The organism is Nonomuraea sp. NPDC005650 (assembly GCF_040605375.1).
In the GTDB taxonomy this organism is placed as follows: Bacteria; Actinomycetota; Actinomycetes; order Streptosporangiales; family Streptosporangiaceae; genus Nonomuraea.
The window spans coordinates 310,062-329,962 of record NZ_JBEXCR010000010.1 but is presented as its reverse complement, the minus strand read 5'-3'; the positions used below and the strand labels follow the sequence as shown (position 1 = coordinate 329,962).

Sequence of the window (19,901 nt, the reverse complement as noted above, 5' to 3'; positions counted from 1 at the left end):
CGCATCCGCCGGACGGTGAACTTGCCCACCAGCGGCTTGCGGTAGCGGCTGTGCTGCGGATCGTCCATGAGCAGGAACTCACCGGGCGGCGCCGGCGGGAGCTCGACGTCGCCGTACTCGCTGTAGTCGATCAGCGGGTGGTGGCGCATGAGCTCCTTGCGCGAGCTGAACCGAGGGTCGGCCAGGACCGCCCGGGCCAGGTCGTATCCGGTGACCAGCCAGCCCTGGTGCCCGTCGGGGAAGGGGAAGTGGCTGATCGGGCTGTGCTCGCGGGCCTCGATCAGCTCCTTGGGCGGGTCGAAGGGACAGCCGGCCTGACGCGCCGTCGGCATGGCGGTGAGGGTGTGTTCCACGGTCATTCCTCTCGTCTGACGGTGCGGTTCGAGCGCGGCGGGCGGGCCCCGAACCGTTCATGACAGCCACCATCGCCGACCGTCCTGATACCGGGCCGTCGCCGAGCTGACATGGCCCCTGACACGACACCGCGTCAGATACCTGATCGCCGCAGGTCAGCATCCGCCGAAAGTCCTCTACATGCGCCTGACCTGCGATGATGAAGGTCAGCGGTGTTCGCGGTACGCGGACACTGGCGACGTCGGTCGCGCGGTTCGGCACAATTGGTGATGTGCGAGTCGGATTGCTCGGACCCTTCGAGGTCCGAAACCCTGATGGGGCTGTGGTGGAGGTTCCGGGGGTCCGGCTGCGCGCGTTGCTGGCCGCGCTCGCCCTCGAACCCGGCCGGATCGTCTCGCGTGCGAGGCTGGTGGACTGGATCTGGGGGGAACAGCCGCCCGCGGACGAGGTGAACGCCTTGCAGGCGCTGGTGTCCAGGCTGCGCAGGGTGCTGCCGGACGGTGTGGTCGAGGCGGACTCCGGCGGCTACCGGCTGGCCGTGGCGCCTGATGCCGTGGACGTGAGCCGGTTCGAGCACCTGGTCGGTCAGGCGCGGGCCGCCGAGCCCGCGGCGCGGGCGGACCTGCTGCGCTCGGCCCTGGCACTGTGGCGCGGCGCGCCCATGGCGGACATCGCCATGCAGGACAGCGAGGCGTTCGACGCCGCGGTCGCGCGGCTGGACGAGCTCCACGTCGCCGCGCTGGGGGACCGGGTGGACGCGGATATCCGCCTCGGCCGGGGCTCGGAGCTGGTCTCCGAGCTGACCGACCTGGTCGCCACGTATCCGCTGCGGGAGGGGTTCGTGGCGGCGTTGATGCGCGCGCTCGCCGAGGCGGGGCGCGGGAACGAGGCGTTGACCGTCTACCAGCGGACGCGCGAGCGGCTCGCCGAGGAGCTGGGCGCCGATCCGTCGGCCGAGCTCTCCGCGATGCACACCGCGTTGCTGCGCGGCGAGCTGGGCGAGCGGTCGGAGCACCGCAGGACGAACCTGCGCGCCGAGCTGACGAGCTTCGTCGGCAAGGACAATGACATCTCGGCGATCGCCGTTCTGTCCATCGGGCACCGGCTGGTCACCTTGACGGGGGCGGGTGGCGCCGGCAAGACGAGGCTGGCCACGGAGACCGCGCGGACGATGCTCACCGAGGTGCCGGACGGGGCGTGGCTGGTCGAGCTCGCCGCGCTGCGGGCGGGTGGCGAGCTGGCGCAGGCCGCCCTGACCGCGATCGGCCTGCGTGACCAGGCACTGCTCGGCGACGCGCGGGCCGGGGAACCGATGGATCGGCTCATCGCCGCGGTCCGGGAGCGCGCGATCCTGCTGATCCTGGACAACTGCGAGCACATGATCGAGGCGGCCGCGGCCTTCGCGGATCGGCTTCTGGGGGAGTGCCGCAGGCTGCGGATCGTGGCCACGAGCAGGGAGCCGCTCGGCATCACCGGGGAGGTGCTGTGGCAGGTCGAGCCGCTCGCGCTGCCCGAGCAGGGGGCGGACCCCGCCGAGGCCGGGGCCTCACCCGCGGTGCGGCTGCTGCGGGACCGCGCGGAGCTGGTGCGCAAGGACATCGGCTCCGACGCGCACACCCTGGCGACCATGGCGCGGATCTGCCGGGCGCTCGACGGCATGCCGCTGGCGATCGAGCTGGCCGCGGCACGGCTGCGCACCATGTCCCTCGATCAGCTGGCACGTCGGCTCGATGACCGATTCCGGCTGTTGACCAGCGGCAGCCGTACGGCGCTTCCCCGGCACAAGACGCTGCGTGCGGTCGTGGACTGGAGCTGGGATCTGCTGACCGAGGCCGAGCGTGGCGTGCTGCGGCGGCTCTCGGTGTTCTCCGGCGGGGTGAGCCTGGAAGCGGCCGAACGGGTGTGCGGGGGCGAGACGTTTGCGGGGGAGCCGGTGCTCGACGTGCTCACCGCGTTGATCGAGAAGTCGCTGCTGCTCGCCGACGGCGAGGATGCGCCCCGCTACCGGATGCTCGGCACCATCAGGGAATACGCGGCGCACCGGCTCGCCGAAGCCGGGGAGACCGAGTCGGCCCGCCGGGCGCACCTCGCCCACTTCACCGAGCTGGCCGAGACGGCCGATCCGTACCTGCGCCGGGCCGAGCAGCTGGAATGGCTGTCCACGCTCGAGGCCGAGCACGACAACATCACTACGGCCCTGCGCGAGGCGATCTCCGAGGGATGGGCCCCGGAGGCGATGCGGCTGGCCGGGGCCGCGGGCTGGTACTACTTCCTGAGCGGGCACCGGACCGAGGGCGTCGAGTTGAGCGTCGCGGCGGCCTCGCTGCAAGGTGAGGTGTCCGACGAGGTGCGGGCGCTGGCGTACACCATCGTGACGATATTCGTGACCTCCGGGCCCGGCCGCGATCAATATCAGGCGCAAGAGTGGATCCACGAGGCGCACCGGTTCATCCAGCGCAGCGGATATCGCAACCCGCTGCTCGGGTTTGTCGCGCCGCTGGAGCGGATGTTGCAGGAGCCGACGGACTTCCTGCCCGCGTTCGAGCCGCTCATCGCCGGCGACGATACGTGGGTGCGCGCGCAGGCCAGGCTCACTCGTGGCCGGCTGCGGCTCACGCTCGGCGGCGACGAGACCGACGTGGACGTCGACGCCGAGACCGCGCTCGCCGAGTTCCGCACGCTGGGTGACCGGTGGGGGATCTCGTGGGCGCTGACCTTCCTCGCCGATCGGCTCGCCATGCGCGGTGAGCTCGCCCGCGCGTGCGAATACTACGAAGAGGCGTGTGTGGCGCTGACCGAGGTGGGCGCGACCGAGGACGCGATCGACCTGCGGACGCGGCAGGCTCAGCTGTACTGGCTGCTCGGCGACGAGCGATCCAGCACGTACGCCATGGCCGAGGCGCAGCGGTGCGCGGAGGGGATCGCCTGGCCGTACACGCTCGCCGGGCTGGCGATCGCGAAGGCGGAGCTGGCGCGCCTGCGAGGCGAGCCGGACGAGGCGCACCGGCAGCTGGCCTCGGTGGGGACATTGCTGACCGATGAGGAACAGACCGGCATGGTCCGCGCCGAGGTCATGAACCTGTACGGCTACCTCGCCGAGGATCTCGAGCAGGCCCGCGCGCATCGGACCGAGGCGCTCCACGCGGCCATGGAGATGCCGTATCCACCGCTGATCGCCGAGACGCTGGTCGGAATCGCGGACCTCGCGCTGCGCCAGGGACAGCACGAGCAGGCGGCGCGCCTGCTCGCGGCAAGCGACGGCGTGCGCGGCACCCCGGATCGTTCGCAGCCGGACGTTTCCCGGATCGCCGAGGACACGCGCGATCACCTCGGCGAAGCCGGGTTCGCCGAGGCGACCCGTGCGGGGCGGCAGCAGGATTGGCGTGAGCTGGCCGAGATCACGCTCGCTTCGTGAACGACGCGCGCCGTCGCAGCGCTGACGCGACACCGCGTCCGGGGCGGGCCCGCGGTCATGGCACCGCATCACGCTCTCCGGCCGCACCGTGATCGGGCAGCCGCGGACCGCGCCCGCCTGAGGACTTCGTGATCGTCAGGGCGAGCGCGGCCAGGCTCAGCAGCCCGCCTGCCAGCGCGGTGCTCCGGACGCCGAAGCCGGGCAGCAGGACGCTGCCGACGAACGCCCCGGCGGTGATCCCGACGTTGAACGCGGTGCTCACGCCCGCCGAGGCGAGCTCCACGCTGCCGGGGGCGACCTGCAGGATCCGGCTGGCCAGGGCGGTGCACATGGCGGAGAACGACAGCCCGGCCAGCGCGACCAGCACGACCGCCACGATCGGCACGTGACCGAGTGCGTATAACCCGAGCAGCGCCGCGCTCTGCGCCGCCACGGGGACGACCATCGCCGCGCGGGCGTCGCGGTCGGCCAGGTGCCCGCCGACGGCGACGCCCAGCAGGCTCGCGATGCCCCGCACCAGGAGGAGCGGCCCGATCGCCGGGTCGGGGAAGCCGCTCACGTCGGTCAGGAACGGGGTGACGTAGGTGTACCCGGCGAACGCCCCGGTGACCGCGAGGGCGGACACCGCCATCAGCCTCCAGTACGCCCGGGAGTCGGGAGCGGTGCCCTTGGTGACGGGGTCGGCCCCGGGCGGGGCGGCCGGTAACAGCAGCGCGATCGCGACCAGAGTGAGCAGTCCGACCGCGCTGAGCGCGAGGAAGGACGCCCGCCAGCCGGCCTGCTGGCCGAGCCACGTCCCGGCGGGCACGCCCAGCACGGCGGCGAGCGAGTTTCCCGCGAAGACCACGGCGACCACGCGGCCGTGCACGCGTGACGGGAACAGGCCGGTGGCGGTGGAGACGACGATGGCCCAGAACAGGGCCTGGCTGAGCGCGATGACCACCCGGGCGCCGAGGAGGACGCCGTAGGTCGTCGCGGCGGCCGAGAGCGCGTTGGCCGTGACGAACACGACGAGCAGGCTCGTCAGGAGGAGCCGGCGCGGCAGCCGGTACGTCAACCGGGTCAGCGGAACGGTGGCGAAGACGACCATCAGCCCGTAGCCGGTCACCAGCAGGCCGACGGCCGAGGCCGAGACGGACAGGTCGGCCGAGATCAGCGGGAGGAGGCCGATGGGGAGCGTTTCCGTGGTGACGTAGATGAAGGTCGACACCGACAGCGCGGCCAGCGCGCCGATCGATCGTGCGGTGCTGGGTCTATCCATCCTGCTTCTCCTGTATCGGCTTTTGCCGGTAGCGGATACGCTAGGGAACCGTGGTGCTCCGCCGGGCGGCCCGGCGGCGTTCGGTGAGGCGGCGCGACTTGACCTCCGTCCCGCAGTCGGCCATCCGGCACCATCTCCGCGAGCCGTTGCGGCTGCGGTCGAGGAAGATCCACCCGCAGCCGCCGCTCTCGGTCGGGCAGCGGCGTACGCGGGTGAGGTCGGCGGTGCGCAGGAGGTCGAGCGCGGCGTGCACGGCGCGGTCCGGCACGAGCGAGGCCGGGACGATCCCGACGACCAGCCGGACCGCGGACATGCCCCCGGGGTCGGGCGTCAGCCTGGACCGGCCCACCGCGGCGAGCCACCGGCCGTGCAGCCGATCGAGCGCGGCGCCGGGGCTCGCGCCGTCGATCGCCGCCAGGACGGCGGTGTGCAGCGACTCCCGGATGTCCCTGACGGCGTCCAGCGCGGCGGCCGCCGCGCCGGGGTCGCGGTCCCACGCCTCGGCGACCGACCGGGCGTCCGAATCGTCGATCAACCCGGCGCGACCCGCCCAGAGCAGCAGCGCGGCCGGCTCCGCCACGTGGTCGCGCGGCTCCGAGCCGGGGGCCGGGACGCCCCGCTCCACGGTGTTGACCAGATCGAGGGCCGGGTGACCGCCCACCAGCGGCAGCTCGGACACGTCCATAGAACGATGCTACTACTCAAACCCATTTAGATGGTAGAGCTGCGGAGGGTCAGGCTTCGTAGGCGCTCGTCAGGCGTGACCGCGACGCCTCAAGGTGGGCGGTCATGGCGCCCGCCGCCGCCTCGGGGTCATTGCGGCAGATGGCGTCGAACACCGCGCGGTGCTCATCGGCGGCGTAACTGGCGATCCCGTGGCGGAAGTAGAGGCGGTAACCATGGGTGTGCGCGCGGAACCTGCGCAGCGTGTCGGCGATGAGCGGGCTGCGACTGGCCTCGGCGATCGCGTTGTGAAACAGCGCGTCCAGTTCCGCGAAGCCGCGGTAGGCCTCGTAGGTGTCGCCGACCAGCGGTGACATCATCTGCTCCAGCGACTCCCGCATGGCGGTCACCTCGGCGGCCGTGGCGTACCTGGCGGCCCGCGCGGCGGCGGACGGTTCGAGGAGCAGGCGGACGTCGTAGAGGTCGTCGAGGGCGGCCCGGTCGAGCAGGGGAGCCACCAGATAGCCGGCGTTCGGCCGGCGGACGACCAGCCCCTCAGACTCGCAGCGCGCGAGCGCCTCGCGGATCGGCGTCTGCGACACGTCGAGCTCGCGGGAGAGCCCGTCGATCGACAACTTCGTCCCGGGCTCCAGGTCGTGATCCATGAGCCGGGCCTTCAGCGCCTGGAAGACCGACTCGCGGACGCTGACCTTGGCCGGCTCGTCGGAGCCCGAGCCGCCGGAGCCTGAGCCGCCGGAGCCGCCGGAGCCTGAGCCGCCGGACGTGCCTGTCGCCGGCGCCGAGTCACTCATCGCCCCTCCATCTGAGTCCGCCGCGGAAATCTTCGCCACTCGTGGTTGACACATGCCCGAAACGCCCTGCATCCTCATGCAAATCGTATCGTATCCGATCCGGGCAATCCCGCCCACCGCAGAAGGATGAGCTCGTGACCATTCCCGACTGGTTCGGCGACGCGGGTTTCGGCCTGTTCGTGCACTGGGACCATGCGAGTCAGCAAGGCGTGGAGATCGGCTGGCCCCTGGTCGGCCATTCGATCCTGCCGGGCAGGACAGAACCCGAAGCCGACATGACGATCACGCAGTACCAGTCGAGCGCGGCCACGTTCGACCCCCGGCGCTGGGATCCGCGAGGCGTCGCGCGGCTCGCCCGCGACGCGGGTGCCCGCTACGTGGTCTTCACTGTCCGCCATCACGCCGGGTACTCGATGTACCACACGCGGCAGTCGGACTTCTCCATCGCGGCCTCGCCGTACGGACGTGACATCACCCGGGAGTTCTTCGACGCGCTGCGCGCCGAGGGCCTGCGCGTCGGGGTCTACTACTCGCTGCTCGACTGGAACCATCCCGACTACCCGGCGTTCACCGACGCCGATCGTCCCTACCCGCACGACCGCTACCGGCGGCCCTCGCCCGACCGGTGGGCGCGATACCTCGACTACGTCAAGGGGCAGCTCACCGAGCTGCTCACCGAGTACGGGACGATCGACCTGCTGTGGTTCGACGGGGAGTGGGAGCGCACCGCGGAGGAGTGGCACGCCGCCGAGCTCCGCGAGCTGATCAAATCCCTGCAGCCGGACGTGATCATCAATGACCGGCTGCCGGGCCAGGGCGACTACGCGACCCCCGAACAGGGCATGCCGCGCCGGCCGCCGGACGGGCCGTGGGAGCTGTGCCTCACCATGAGCGAGAGCTGGGCCTACCGGCCCGACGACCTCGACTACAAGAGCCCCCGGCTGCTCGCCTCCTACCTGAGCGAGGTCGTCTCCCGGGGCGGCAACCTCCTGCTCAACATCGGGCCGCGGGGTGACGGGTCGCTGGTGCCGGCCGAGGTCGCCACGCTCAAGCAGCTCGGCGGCTGGCTCGCCGGCCACGGCGAGAGCATCGTCGGGGCCGCGCCCGCGCCGGAGCGCCTCGACTTCCACGGCCCGGCCACGCGGCGCGGAAACAACATCTACCTCCACCTGGTCCTGCGACCGCAGGACGTGCTGGTCGTCAGGAACGTTCCCATCGGCTCGGTCGTCGGCGTCCGCCTGCTCGGCACCGAGCAACCGCTGCAGTACAGCGTCAACGAGGAAGTGCACAAGGCGAACGGCGCGGACGACGAGCCGCTCGGCGAGCTGTTCATCACCGTGCCGCCACCGACCGGCGCGCTCATCGACGTCATCGCCATAGAGCTGTCAGCTCCCTGGAAGGACGAATCCAGTGCCACTCTCTAGAACTCTCAGGGCGGCCCTCGCGGGCGCCCTGCTCGCGGCCGCCGCCATCGCGTGCGGCACCGGCACCGGACCGGGCGGCGGCGACGGCAAGTCGCTGCGGATCCAGATCCCCACCGGTCCGCTGGCCAGCGCCATGCAGCAGGTCGGCAAGGACTTCGAGAAGGCCAACCCGGGCACGACGGTCACCTTCGAGGGCGTCGACTCCGGCAGCTCCCGCGGCCCCAACGTGGCCCTGCTCAGCTCGACCGGCACCCCGGACATCGGCTACCTCCAGCGCAGCACGGGTGTCTGGTCCGCGCTGCTGAAGAACAAGCAGCTCACCCCGCTGGACGACGTCTGGAAGGCCGCGGGCCTGGCGGACAAGTACTCCAAGAGCCAGGTCGAGTACTACACGACCGACGGGCACCACTACGGCGTCCTCTACGAGCAACTGCTGATCAACCCCGTCTACTACAACAAGGCGGCTTTCGCCAAGGCCGGCATCCCCGACCCGCCCGACCACCAGGTCGCCTCCGTCGCCGACTTCGAGTCCATGGTGGGCAAGGTCAAGGCCGCCGGTTACGAGGGATTCGGCGTGGGCGGTTCGAGCCCGTACGACCTGGGGCACACGCTGGACGCGCTGCTGCCCACCGCGGTGTCGGCCGACGACTACGACGCCCTGCTCACCAACTTCAAGCCCGGATCCCCCACGGACGTCAAGTACACCGACCCCGGCTTCGTGAAGGTGCTCCAGACGATCCAGGACTGGCAGAAGAAGGGCGTCTACCAGAACGGGATGCTCGGCATGGACACCGACCAGGCCCAGGGGCTGTTCACCAGCGGGAAGCTCGCGATGCTGCAGGGCGGCAACTACTCCTACGCGAGCCTGAAGGAGGCCAAGCCGTCGTTCGAGATGGGCTGGTTCCTGCTGCCCCCGCTCACCCCGGGCCGGAAGACGCCGTTCAACGCCTTCAACGGTGACACCCTGGTGGTCCCGGCCAAGGCGGCGAACCCGGAGCTGGCCAAGAAGTTCCTTCAGTTCTTCATGACCGACAAGTACCAGGTCAGCGTCGTCGCCGCCACCGGGTCGCTCCCGGTGTTCACCTCGATCCCCGCGTCGAGCCTGTCGAACCTCGGTGACCTGGTGCAGCAGCAGTTCGAGCTGTCGCAGTCCGTCGGACTGGTCAACATCTGGGACTCCACCGTGCCCTCCACCCTCGGGCAGGCGTTCTCGGTGCCGGTGCTGCAGAAGCTCGTGGCGGGCAAGCTGACCCCGCAGCAGGCGGCGCAGCAGTACCAGTCGGCGCTGGAGGACCTGCAGTCCGGCAAGGTGTCGGGGGCGTCCGACTGATGACCGCCGACAAAGTCGCTCTGGCGACGGCCGCCACGGCGCGGCCGCCCCGCCGGAGGGCACGGATCTTCCCGATCGCGGTGATGGCCCCGGCCCTGGTGCTACTGCTGGGGCTCGTCGCCTACCCGATCGCCGGATCCGTGCGCATCAGCCTGGGTTCCTGGGACGGCGTCGGCGCGATCGCCTACCACGGCCTGGACAACTACCGGCGGCTGCTGCAGGACTCGCTGGTCTGGCAGTCCATCGGCACCAGCCTGCAGTTCTTCGTCGGGACCGTGGTGTTCACGGTGACCTTGGGCTGTCTCCTGGCCAACGCGATCAGCCGGAAGGTCCCCGGCGCCCGGATCTTCAAGGTCGTCTGGTTCCTGCCGGTGATCATCCCGGTCAGCATCGCGGGCATCTTCTGGTCGAACGCGTTCCAGCCCACGACCGGGGTGGTGAACTCACTGCTCGGCCTGGCCGGGCTCGGAGACGGGCACGCCTGGCTGGCGTCGTCCTCGACGGCGCTGTACGCGGCGATCTTCGTCGCGGTGTGGACGCAGACCGGGTACGCGATGCTGATCCTGCTGGGCGCGATGGAGGCCATCCCCACGGAGGTGCACGAGGCGGCCACGATCGACGGCGTCGGAGCGGCCGGACGGCTGTTCCGGATCACCCTGCCGAACATCGTGCCGATGCTGGGCACGATCACGACGTTGACCTCGGTGTTCTCGTTCAACGCGTTCGGCGTCATCTACGCGATGACCAGGGGCGGCCCGGGCAACTCCACGAGCATCCTCCCGGTGCTGGTCTACAAGCAGTCCTTCGTCGACCAGGACTACGGCTACGGCTCGGCCACCGCGGTCATCACGACGCTGATCGTCGCCGTCATCGGGATCATGGTCCTGCGGATCTTCCGCCAGCAGACCCTGGACGCGCGATGACGGCGCCGCGGACCCCGCGCGGGGCCCGGCGCGTCGGCGGCCCGGCGGCCGTACGGCGGCGATCCGCCTGGCGGCGCGGCCCCCTCTGGTACGTCGGCTACGCGCTCCTGCTGGTCTGGACGGCGATCACGGTCGTGCCGTTCGTGTCGATGCTGCTGCTGTCGCTGCACCCGACCAGCGACATCTACGCCCACCCGCTGGGGCTGGGCGGCAAGTGGGTGCTGTCGAACTACGCCGACGCCTGGCGGGGCGTGGTCGGCGGCGCGCCGCTGTCGACGTACATCATCAACAGCGTGCTGGTGGCACTCTGCAGCCTGGCCGTCGGCGTGACCTGCGGCAGCCTCGCCGGCTACGGCCTGGCCCGCGCGACCAGGGGCCTGTCGAACGCGGTCAGCCGCGTCATGATCCTCGCCCTGAGCGTCCCGCTGGTCGTCGCGCTGATCCCGACGTTCGAGCTGCTGGGCAGGTATCAGCTGCTCAACAGCGTGGCGGGCATCTCGCTGGTCTACGCGGCCTTCATGACGCCCACCATCGCCCTCATCATGCGGTCGGTGTTCGCCGCCGTGCCGCGGGAGCTGCTGGAGGCAGCCAAGATCGACGGTTACGGGGAGCTGGCCGCGCTGCTCCGCGTGGTCCTGCCGATCAGCAAGGGCGGGTTCGTCTCGGTCACGCTGCTCGGGCTCATCTTCGTGTGGAGCGAGGTCCAGTTCGGAGTGGTCCTGCTGACCCGCCCGCAGGACCGCACGCTGTCGGTCGGCCTGCTCTCCTTCCAGGGCCAGTTCGTCAGCGACCAGGGGGCCTTCTTCGCCGGCCTCGTCATCGCGACGTTCCCGATCGTCATCCTCTTCCTGATCTTCCAGCGCTACGTCACGAGCGGCATCACCCTGGGTGCGCTCAAGTGAGGAAGGCATATGACATGACCCGAATCGAACGAATCGACGTCCAGTTGGTCGACCTGCAGCCGGCGGCCGTCCGCGTCGACGCGATGCAGTCCTTCGTCAAGCAGGAGACGGTGCTCGTCACCGTGCACACCTCCGACGGGCTGTCCGGTACCGGGTACTCCTACACGATCGGGACCGGCGGGCGGGCCGTCGTATCCCTCCTCACCGACCACCTGGTCCCGGCGCTTCTGGGCCGGGACGCCCGGCCGGTCGAGGCGCTGTGGCGGCACATGCTCGACCAGACCCGCGCGACCACCGTCGGGGCCATCACGTCGCTGGCGTTCGCCGCCGTCGACACCGCGCTCTGGGACCTGCGCGGCCGGCGTACCGGTGAGTCGCTGTGGCGGATGGCGGGCGGCGCGCACGAGCGGCTGCCCGTGTACGACACCGAGGGCGGCTGGCTGCACCTGCCCGTCGAGGAGCTGGTGGACGGCGCGAAGCGGGCGGCCACGGCCGGGATGTGCGGGGTGAAGATCAAGGTGGGCCGGCCGTCGCTCGCCGAGGACGCCGAGCGCCTCGCGGCCGTCCGCGAGGCGGTGGGACCGGCCTTCGAGGTCATGGTCGACGCCAACCAGGCGTTCACCTCCGCGGAGGCGATCCGGCGCGCCCGGACCTACGAGCCGCTCGGCATCGCCTGGTTCGAGGAGCCGCTGCCGGCCGACGACCTGCACGGACACCGAAGACTGGCCGCCGCTACCTCGGTGCCGGTGGCGGTCGGCGAATCCCTCTACTCCGTCCAGCGGTTCGGCGACTACCTGGCCGCGGGCGCGGTCGGCATCGTGCAGGTCGATGTGGCCCGCATCGGCGGGATCACCCCATGGCTGAAGGTGGCCCACGCCGCCGAGGCGTTCAACGTCGCGGTGAGCCCGCACTTCCTCATGGAACTGCACGTCAGCCTGGCCGCCGCCGTGCCGAACGGGATGTACGTCGAGCACATCCCGCAGTTGCAGGCGATCACCCGGAGCTCCCTGCTGATCGAGGACGGCCACGTGACGCCGCCCGACGTCCCCGGCATCGGGATCGACTGGGACCCCGATGCCCTCGACGACCACCGCGTCGCCTGAGCGGGAGCCACTGAGGCGTTTTCGGCGGCGGGCGTGTGCGGTCAGCGGGCCGGGGTCCGGGGTCGGTTCCACCAGAGGGACAGGGCCAGGGCCGCGGCGATGAGGAGGGCGCCGCCGGCGGCGAAGGCGGCGGCGGTGTCGACCCGCTGGCGGATGACGGTGAAGCTGCCGGGGAGGGCGTCGAGGGCGCTCGTGAGCTGGTCGGCGTTCTCGGCGCGGTGGTAGGAGCCGCCGGTGGTCTGGGCGATCTGCTTGAGCGCGGGCTCGTCGATCATGCGGACGTTGCGGCCGCGGTCGAAGCCGCCGCGACCGCCGAAGCCGCCGCCCCAGCCGCCGAAGCCGCGGCCGTCGAACTGCGAGTTGTCGCAGACCATCGGGGCCGGGTTCGTGGTGCCGAAGCCGATGGTGAAGACGCGGACGCGGCGCAGGGCCGCCTCCTGGGCGGCGGTCTGCGGGTCGACGCCCTGGGTGTTGGCGCCGTCGGTGAGCACGACGATCGCGGCACCGGCGTAGCCGCCGCCGGTGCCGTCGCCGGGGTTCGCGCCGGTGGGGGCGACCGACGGGTCGACCTCCGCGATCGCGTCGATCGAGGTGAGCATGGCCTGCCCGATCGCGGTGCCGCGGGCCACGGTGAGGTTGTCCAGCGCCTTGATCAGCGAGTCGGTGTCGTCGGTGGGCGGCACGAGCAGCCCCGCGTTGCCCGCGAAGGTGACCAGGCCGATGCGCGGCCCGCCCCGCTGCGACTCGATGAAGTCGGCGGCGGCCTTCCTCGCGGCGGTGATGCGGTTGGGGTCGACATCCGTGGAGCACATGGAGCCGGAGGTGTCGAGCGCGAGCAGGATCGTCGCCGACGTCCTCGGCACCGGTACGGACGCCTGCGGCCTGGCGGCTCCGACCGCGAGCAGCGCGAGTCCGGCGATGAACAGGGCCGCGGGGATCTTCCGCGTCCAGCGCGTACGGTCGGGCAGGGCGCTGCGTACGAGCGCGATCGAGGTGACCCGCACGGCGGAGCGCCGGCGGCGGCGCCGCGCCCACCAGCGGATGGCGAAGATCAGCGGGATGATCAGGATGGACAGCAGCGCCCACGGCCATGAGAACGTCATTCAGATCACCCGTCCTGACCGGAGCACGGTGAGCGCCGCTCCGGCGGTGAGCAGCGCGAGGGCGAGCCCGATCAGGGCGCCGGCGAGGGGCAGCGGCTCGTCGGAGACGGTGAGCCGCAGATCGATCGTGTCGGCGATCTGGTCCAGGCGCGCGGCGTCGGAGGCGGGATGGTAGGCGCCGCCGGTGGTCTGCGCGATCGAGGTGAGGGTGTCCTCCTCCAGCGAGGTCTGCAGGCGGTAGCCGTCGACCTGCACCGTCGCCCCGGCCGTGGTGCCGACCCCGACGGTGTGGATGTGGACGCCGGCCTTCTGGGCCACGGCGGCGGCCTGTTCGACGGCCGGTTCGGCGGCCCCGCCCTGGTTCTGGCCGTCGGAGAACATCACGATCGTCGCCGACGGCCAGTAGCCGATGTCGGGTGCGGTGCCGTCGCGGCCGATGGCCACCTGCTTGCCGGTGATCGCCGTCAGCGAGGCCGTGATGGCCGTCCCCAGCGAGGTGCCGCCGGTGATCTTCAGCCGGTCGATGGCCTTGAGCACGATGGAGTGGTCGGCGTCGGGCCGTGCGGTGGTGAGCGCGCCCCGTTCGAAGGCGACGACGCCGATGTCGACGCTGTCGGGCTGCGCCGCCACGAACGCGCGGGCCGCCCGCTGCGCGGCGGCCAGCCGGGTGGGCGCGACGTCGTCGGCGCCCATGCTGTTGGAGACGTCCATGGCGAGGATGACGGTGCCCGCGGTGCGCGGGACCGGCACCATGGCCGCCGGTCCGGCGGTGGCGATCGCGAGTACGGCGACGCCGGCGATCGTCAGGCCGCTGCCGAGGTACGCCCGGCGGCCGCCCGCCACGACGACGCCGGCCGCGGCGAGCGCGGCCGTCCGGCGGCGCGCCGAGACGACGGCCGCCCAGGCGAGCGCCGCCGTGACCATCAGCCCGACGGCCAGCAGCAGCGGCGACGACAGGGTCATGGGGCCTCCTCCGTCGGCCTCACCTCGACGAGCCCGGTCCTGGCGACCGGTCCCGAGCTCGGGCGGCGAACCTGGGCGACCTCGGTCATGGCGACCGGTCCCGGGTTCGGACGGCGAACCTGGGCGACCTCGGTCATGGCGACCGGTCCCGGGTTCGGGCGACGACCTCGACGAGCGCCTCGGCCAAGTCGCGGTCGGTGTCGATGCGGTGTACGGGCACCCCGGCCCGGCGCATGCCCGCCGTGAGCCGGGCGTCGCGGGCGTCGACGGCCTCGCGGAAGCGGACCCGGAGCAGCGGGTCGGCGGAATCGACGACGAGCTGCTCGCCGGTCTCGGCGTCCTCGACCACGATCAGCCCGGCTTCGGGCAGCACATCGTCGGCGGTGTCGACGATCCGCAGGGCGACGACCTCGTGCCGCCGGGCCAGGCGCTGGAGCGAGCGTTCCCAGTCGCCCTCGCCGATGAAGTCCGACAGCACGACGACGAGCGCGCGGCGGCGCGCGAGCCGTCCGGCCGCGTCGAGCATCTCCGCCAGGTCGGTGGTGGCGCCGCCCGCCGACTCGGAGGTGCGTTCCAGCTCGGCGCCGATCCGCAGCGTGTGCCGCCGGGAGGTGCCGGGCGGCACGACGCGCAGCATCCCGGTGTCGAACAGCAGGGCGCCGACGCGGTTGCCGCCCCGGCCGAACAGCCGGGCCAGGACGAGCGCGAGCTCGGCGAGCACATCGTGCTTGCCGCGTCCCGGCAGGCCGGCCGCCATCGACGCCGACCGGTCGAGCACGAGCCACACCGTCAGCTCCCGGTCCTCGGTGAACACCCGCAGGTGCGGCTCGTCCAGCCGCGCGGTCACGTTCCAGTCGATGTGCCGGGCGTCGTCGGCGTCGGTGTAGGGGCGCAACCCGGTGAAGTCGATCCCGGAGCCGCGGTGCGCGGTGCGGTGCGCGCCCTGGAGCCGGCCGTCCAACCTGCGGACGACCTTCCACTCCAGGCGGAGCAGGAGCTTTTCTGGGGCGGTGGCCATCGGCTCAGCGGTTCTGCAGGACGACGTCGGGCGCCCGGACGGCTCCGAGCACCCTGGTGATGATCGTGTCGGCGTCGACGTCGTCCGCGAGGGCCTCGTACGACAGCACGAGGCGGTGGCGCAGCACGTCGAGTGCGAGCTCGGACAGGTCGTGCGGCAGGACGTACTCGCGGCCGCGCAGGAACGCCAGCGCCCGGGCGCCCGTGACGAGCGCGATGGACGCCCGCGGGCTCGCCCCGTAGGTGACGTACCGTTCCAGCTCGCCGAGCCCGGCCGTCGCGGCGGAGCGCGTCACGGCGACCAGCCGCACCGCGTAGTCGATGATCGCCGGATCGACGTACACCTGCTGAGCGCGGGCCCGCATCGCGATCAGGTCCTCGGCCGTCACCATCGGCTGCGGCGGCTCGGGCGGACGCAGCGCCCGTTCGACGATCGCCTGCTCTTCGGGCTGAGTCGGATAGTCGACGACCACCTTCATCATGAAACGGTCGACCTGCGCCTCGGGCAGCGGGTACGTGCCCTCCGACTCGATCGGGTTCTCCGTCGCCATGACCAGGAACGGCTCGGGCACCCGGAACGTCTCCCGCCCGATCGTCACCTGATGCTCCTGCATCACCTCCAGCAGGGCGCTCTGCACCTTGGCGGGGGCGCGGTTGATCTCGTCGGCCAGCAGCAGGTTCGCGAACACCGGGCCGAGCTCGGTCTTGAACTCCCCGGAGTGCTGGTGGTAGACCCGCGTACCCACGAGGTCGGCGGGCACCAGGTCGGGGGTGAACTGGACGCGCTGGAAGCTTCCGGCGATCGCGGCGGCCAGCGACCGCACCGCGAGCGTCTTGGCCAGGCCCGGCACGCCCTCCACCAGCAGGTGGCCGTCGGCGATCAGCGCGACGGCCATGCGCTCCAGCAGCACGTCCTGCCCGACGATCGTGCGTTTGACCTCGAACAGCACCTGTTCGAGCGGATGAGCGGACTCGGGGGACCTGGTCGAGGTCATATGGTGTCCCTTCGCGTGATGCTTCGGTCAGATCCGGAGCCCCGGCGGGCCGTCACCCTCGTCACCACCACCCAGGGCCACGCCGATCGGCACCGCGAACGCGATGCCGGCGAACGCCTCGTCGCCTCCCGGGTCGGCGATCGAGACGACGATCCCGATGACCAGGCCGCGGGCGTCCAGGAGGGGGCCTCCGGAGCTGCCCGGGTTGACGGAGGCGTCGAACTGGATGAGCCCGCCCAGGTCGCGATCCCCTTCTTCGGTGTTCCGGTTCAGGCCCGACACGACGCCGGTGGAGACGCTGTAGGTCAGGCCCAGCGGGTTGCCGATCGCCACCACCGGCGCGCCCACGGCCACGGCGCCGCCGAGCGTCGCCGGGACGACGATCTCCGGCAGCTTCGCGGGCCTGAGGGCCGCGACGTCGTGCTTGGGATTCGACGACGCGACGACGGCCTTCGTCTTGGTGCCGTCGGCGAAGATCACGGTGACGTCCTTGGAGCTCTTGACGACGTGGTGTGCCGTCAGAATCGTCCCGTCCTCGGCCGCGATCACCCCGGTTCCGAGCGACTTCCCGGCCTGGATGACCACCACCGACGGCCCGACCCGCTCGAAGACCTCGGCCGTCGTGAGCGTCGCGCTGGGCGTCGGCGTCGGGCTCGGCCTGGGTGCGGCCCCTTCGTCGTTCCCGCCGCTGCTCCCCAGCCAGTACGCCAGCACCGCCACGACGACGAGCACGCCGCCCGCGACGGCAAACCGCCGAACCCTCCCGGCCCCGGCTCCCTGAGCCTCGGCCGCAACGGCCTCCTGCGGCACGCGCTCCATCGCCCCATAGTCATAAAAGTCAGCGGAAAGCGCCACAAACTCCACCTGAGAACTCCATGAGAACCGAGCCGATTATGGAGCACGCGCTCTGTTATGGTGTGTGACCGACGGTTGTCGTTCGAAATGAGGAGTGGACTTCACATGCAGCTTCGAGTCGTGGCCATCGCCGTGGCCGCCATGACGGCGGTCCTGCTGACGGGCTCTCCCGCGCGGGCCGATGCGTACGACCACCGGGACCCGGCCGAGTCGGGCTGCTGGAACTCCGCCCAGGTGGTGCGGACCGGCACACTCGCGAGACATCAGGGCCACTCCGCCGCCGGGCGGATCCACCTCTGGTGGTCGCCCCGATGCAAGACCAACTGGGTCGAGATCAGGACCGACTCCAAGGCGAGCGGCACCATCTACCTGTACACGGCGGACCGCAGGAGGGACGTGTACGACTACAAGCCCGGCAACAACGGCCGTCATTGGGGCAACATGCTCCGAGCCGACAGGGTCTGCGCCTGGGGCAGAGTCGAGGTGCATTGGGGCTTCGGCCGCAACATCCGGACCGGCTCCGGCGGCACCGCGAAGGCGTGCGGCTGATCCCAGCCAGATCGATCGCGTCCTCGGGGAGATCTTTGGCGCGAACCGGGGCGGGCGGTGTCGCGTATCCCATGCAGTACGGAGGGCGCGTGGGACCCGGTCCCGGCGACGCGCTCTCGAGCGGGACGGAAAGGGGGACATATCGCCACGTCGTCGCTGCGCCCGTCCTTGCTTCAAAGAGCTTCAACGAGCGAGATGAGAGTCACGACATGTTTGTTGCCACGGTTGCCCCGCGGATTGCCATCAAGAACGTGACCCCTGAAGTCTCCAGCGCGATGAGCGCCCTGCACGCGGCCGCTCTGGCCGCGGCGCAGGCGGCGGACATCTCGCCGGGACTGCTCCAGCTGATCAAGATTCGCGCGTCCCAGATCAACGGCTGCTCCCTCTCTCTCGCCCGGCACACCCAGGACGCGCGGGCCATGGGGGAGGACGAGCAGCGCATCCGAGAGGTGCGGGCCTGGCGGAACAGCAAGTTCTACACCCCCAAGGAGCGGGCCGCGCTGTCGCTGACCGAGGCGATCACCCTCGTCTTCGCGGGACAGGTCCCGAACGAGGTGTACGCCGAGGCGGCGAGGCAGTTCGAGGAGACGCAGCTCGCGGCGCTGATCTGGGCGGCGACGGTGATCAACGCGCACAACCGCATCGCGATCACGACCCGCCTGGAGGGCAGCGGCGCCCCGCCCACCGCGGCCGTCCGCTGAGCGACGCGAGAGGGGCCGTCAGGAGGGCGCGGCCGGCGGCGCGGGCGGGGTCGTCAGGAGGGCGCGGCCGGCGGCGCGAGCAGCTCGCGGATGAGCGGGACGGCCAGGCGCAGGACGTCGTCCATCGGAGCGCCGGCCAGATCCGGGGTGCGCAGCAGGTGACGGTGGAACGTGATGCCGAACATGACCGCCCCGGCCAGCGCCGCCCGCAGCCGTGGATCCGGCCCCTCCAGGTGGAAGGCGATGCGGTCGATGGCCTCGGCGGTGATGTGCCTGCGCAGCTGCTCGGCGGCCTCCTCGCTGGTCAGGCTGGTGCGCAGGAGCACGGCCATGGGGGTGTCGGGGGTGGCGGCCCAGCGTTCGAGCATGGCGCGCAGGTAGCTTTCCGCCGTGGCCGCCGGGTCGCCGTCCACGGTGAGCGAGTCCACATCGATGCGGAGGTCGAGGGCCTCGCGGAAAAGCCGCTCTTTGGTGCCGAAATACTGGATCACCGAGGACTTGTCCACCTGCGCCTCGGCGGCGATGGCCCGGATGGTGGCACGGTCGTAGCCCACCTCGCCGAACACCCGCCGCCCTGCCTCCAGGATGCGGCGGCGGGTGCGCTCGCCCTTGCGTTCGCCGCTGCCGGCCTGCTCGATGGCATCGGTCACTGCTGGTCACCTCTTCCTGCGCAGGCCGATGCTATCGACTACCGGCGCGTCACCCGCCGGGCCGGTCGAGCGGGAAGCCCGACATGTCGCCCGACTTCATCCGCTCGAACGCCTGCCGCATCGACTCGGCGTCGTTCAGATGCGGGAACGGCTCGCCGGCCGGGACGTCCACGCCGAGGAAGGCGCACAGCGGCTCCCACCCCTCGCGCACGTCGAACACGAGCAGCCGCTCCGCGGGAATGCTCTGCTTCACCGTCTCCACGTGCCGGTTGAAGGCCGCCACGACCGCCTCCTCGTCGCCCATTTCAGCCCCGAAGGTCCAGTCGGGGCCGAAATGGGCGCGCCCCATCTGGTTCAGCAGCGGCCCCATTCGCTCCATGGTCGCGAGGAGCTGGCGGACCTGCTCGGGCAGCTCGTCCGAAGGAGCCGGACGGTTCTGGCCGGAGAGCAGCATCCGGATGCTCGGGTACCACTTGTACGGGTCCCGTACGGTGAGGATGACTTTCGCCTCGGGATAGGCGTCGGCCAGCTCCCGCCAGTAGTGGCTGGCGGGCCAGTCCACCTCCGCCTGGTAGCCGTCCTCGAACACCCGGTCCCAGTCCTCGCGGGTCCGGATCTTCCCGGCGGACGCCTCCAGCCAGTGATCGACGTGGCCGGGATGGGTCATCACCTCGACCATGTGGTAGCAGGGGGCGAAGCCCAGCCGCTCCAAGGCGGCCTTCATTGACGTGGTGCCCGTGCGCGGAAGCCCCGCGCCGATGACTTTCATCATGCCGAGATCCCCTGTCGTCTGCGTTGACGGTCGCCCTCAGGCTAGGAGAGTGGATCACAAATCTCAACACCTGTACATTTTTCCGCCAGACCCTTGACTCTCTCGCATG

General features: G+C 71.2%; 18 protein-coding genes and 1 pseudogene. 8 read left to right on the top strand and 11 right to left on the bottom strand.

Annotated elements, in window-relative coordinates:
* Positions 1 to 359: pseudogene (locus ABZS69_RS19920) on the bottom strand (cytochrome P450); the annotation flags it as partial.
* Positions 360 to 679: 320 nt separating this feature from the next.
* Here ABZS69_RS19920 and ABZS69_RS19915 point away from each other — a divergent pair.
* Positions 680 to 3,769, top strand: a complete 3,090-nt coding sequence (locus ABZS69_RS19915; protein ID WP_355374169.1) for a BTAD domain-containing putative transcriptional regulator — start codon at positions 680 to 682, stop codon at positions 3,767 to 3,769.
* A 55-nt stretch (positions 3,770 to 3,824) separates the two neighbouring features.
* On the opposite strand, the gene ABZS69_RS19910 is transcribed toward ABZS69_RS19915, so the two are convergent.
* The 3 genes from ABZS69_RS19910 to ABZS69_RS19900 are packed head-to-tail and all read right to left on the bottom strand — an operon-like array spanning position 3,825 to position 6,505.
* The gene (locus ABZS69_RS19910) at positions 3,825 to 5,030 is read right to left on the bottom strand and encodes an MFS transporter (protein ID WP_355374166.1); all 1,206 of its coding nucleotides are present in this window, start codon (positions 5,028 to 5,030) and stop codon (positions 3,825 to 3,827) included.
* A gap of 40 nt (positions 5,031 to 5,070) precedes the next feature.
* Entirely contained in the window at positions 5,071 to 5,715 is a 645-nt protein-coding gene (locus ABZS69_RS19905) for a CGNR zinc finger domain-containing protein (RefSeq protein WP_355374163.1), read from the bottom strand.
* Between the two features lie 49 nt (positions 5,716 to 5,764).
* Positions 5,765 to 6,505 (bottom strand): GntR family transcriptional regulator, encoded by a 741-nt coding sequence (locus ABZS69_RS19900; protein ID WP_355374160.1) that lies wholly within the window; start codon positions 6,503 to 6,505, stop codon positions 5,765 to 5,767.
* Positions 6,506 to 6,639: 134 nt separating this feature from the next.
* Here ABZS69_RS19900 and ABZS69_RS19895 point away from each other — a divergent pair, with 134 nt between their 5' ends.
* The 5 genes from ABZS69_RS19895 to ABZS69_RS19875 are packed head-to-tail and all read left to right on the top strand — an operon-like array spanning position 6,640 to position 12,187.
* Positions 6,640 to 7,929, top strand: a complete 1,290-nt coding sequence (locus ABZS69_RS19895) for an alpha-L-fucosidase (RefSeq protein WP_355374157.1) — start codon at positions 6,640 to 6,642, stop codon at positions 7,927 to 7,929.
* Positions 7,916 to 9,259: an extracellular solute-binding protein gene (locus tag ABZS69_RS19890; RefSeq protein WP_355374154.1), complete on the top strand. Its 1,344-nt coding sequence runs from the start codon at positions 7,916 to 7,918 to the stop codon at positions 9,257 to 9,259. The genes ABZS69_RS19895 and ABZS69_RS19890 overlap by 14 nt, the downstream gene beginning before the upstream one ends.
* The gene (locus ABZS69_RS19885) at positions 9,259 to 10,182 is read left to right on the top strand and encodes a sugar ABC transporter permease (protein WP_355374152.1); all 924 of its coding nucleotides are present in this window, start codon (positions 9,259 to 9,261) and stop codon (positions 10,180 to 10,182) included. The genes ABZS69_RS19890 and ABZS69_RS19885 overlap by 1 nt, the downstream gene beginning before the upstream one ends.
* Positions 10,179 to 11,084, top strand: coding sequence for a carbohydrate ABC transporter permease (locus ABZS69_RS19880; protein ID WP_355374149.1), 906 nt, complete (start codon positions 10,179 to 10,181; stop codon positions 11,082 to 11,084). Before ABZS69_RS19885 ends, ABZS69_RS19880 begins: the two co-directional genes overlap by 4 nt.
* Before the next feature lie 14 nt (positions 11,085 to 11,098).
* Complete coding sequence (locus ABZS69_RS19875; RefSeq protein WP_355374146.1) at positions 11,099 to 12,187, top strand: mandelate racemase/muconate lactonizing enzyme family protein; 1,089 nt, start codon at positions 11,099 to 11,101, stop codon at positions 12,185 to 12,187.
* Positions 12,188 to 12,228: 41 nt separating this feature from the next.
* Here the strand turns inward: ABZS69_RS19875 and ABZS69_RS19870 are convergent, their stop codons facing one another.
* The 5 genes from ABZS69_RS19870 to ABZS69_RS19850 all read right to left on the bottom strand — a co-directional run bounded on the left by ABZS69_RS19870 (position 12,229) and on the right by ABZS69_RS19850 (position 17,084).
* Positions 12,229 to 13,290, bottom strand: a complete 1,062-nt coding sequence (locus ABZS69_RS19870) for a VWA domain-containing protein (protein WP_355374144.1) — start codon at positions 13,288 to 13,290, stop codon at positions 12,229 to 12,231.
* Entirely contained in the window at positions 13,291 to 14,253 is a 963-nt protein-coding gene (locus ABZS69_RS19865) for a VWA domain-containing protein (protein WP_355374141.1), read from the bottom strand.
* A gap of 133 nt (positions 14,254 to 14,386) precedes the next feature.
* Positions 14,387 to 15,271, bottom strand: coding sequence for a DUF58 domain-containing protein (locus ABZS69_RS19860; RefSeq protein ID WP_355374138.1), 885 nt, complete (start codon positions 15,269 to 15,271; stop codon positions 14,387 to 14,389).
* A gap of 4 nt (positions 15,272 to 15,275) precedes the next feature.
* Positions 15,276 to 16,265, bottom strand: a complete 990-nt coding sequence (locus ABZS69_RS19855) for a MoxR family ATPase (RefSeq protein ID WP_355374134.1) — start codon at positions 16,263 to 16,265, stop codon at positions 15,276 to 15,278.
* A 27-nt stretch (positions 16,266 to 16,292) separates the two neighbouring features.
* The gene (locus tag ABZS69_RS19850; protein ID WP_355374131.1) at positions 16,293 to 17,084 is read right to left on the bottom strand and encodes a trypsin-like peptidase domain-containing protein; all 792 of its coding nucleotides are present in this window, start codon (positions 17,082 to 17,084) and stop codon (positions 16,293 to 16,295) included.
* A 141-nt stretch (positions 17,085 to 17,225) separates the two neighbouring features.
* On the opposite strand from ABZS69_RS19850, the gene ABZS69_RS19845 reads away from it, so the two are divergent.
* On the top strand, positions 17,226 to 17,669 hold the full coding sequence (locus tag ABZS69_RS19845) for a hypothetical protein (protein ID WP_355374129.1): 444 nt from the start codon (positions 17,226 to 17,228) through the stop codon (positions 17,667 to 17,669).
* A 251-nt stretch (positions 17,670 to 17,920) separates the two neighbouring features.
* Positions 17,921 to 18,370, top strand: coding sequence for a carboxymuconolactone decarboxylase family protein (locus tag ABZS69_RS19840; protein WP_355374126.1), 450 nt, complete (start codon positions 17,921 to 17,923; stop codon positions 18,368 to 18,370).
* Positions 18,371 to 18,423: 53 nt separating this feature from the next.
* On the opposite strand, the gene ABZS69_RS19835 is transcribed toward ABZS69_RS19840, so the two are convergent.
* Positions 18,424 to 19,020, bottom strand: a complete 597-nt coding sequence (locus ABZS69_RS19835; protein ID WP_355374124.1) for a TetR family transcriptional regulator — start codon at positions 19,018 to 19,020, stop codon at positions 18,424 to 18,426.
* Positions 19,021 to 19,069: 49 nt separating this feature from the next.
* Positions 19,070 to 19,792, bottom strand: a complete 723-nt coding sequence (locus ABZS69_RS19830; protein WP_355374121.1) for a sulfotransferase family protein — start codon at positions 19,790 to 19,792, stop codon at positions 19,070 to 19,072.
* Positions 19,793 to 19,901: the final 109 nt, after the last annotated feature.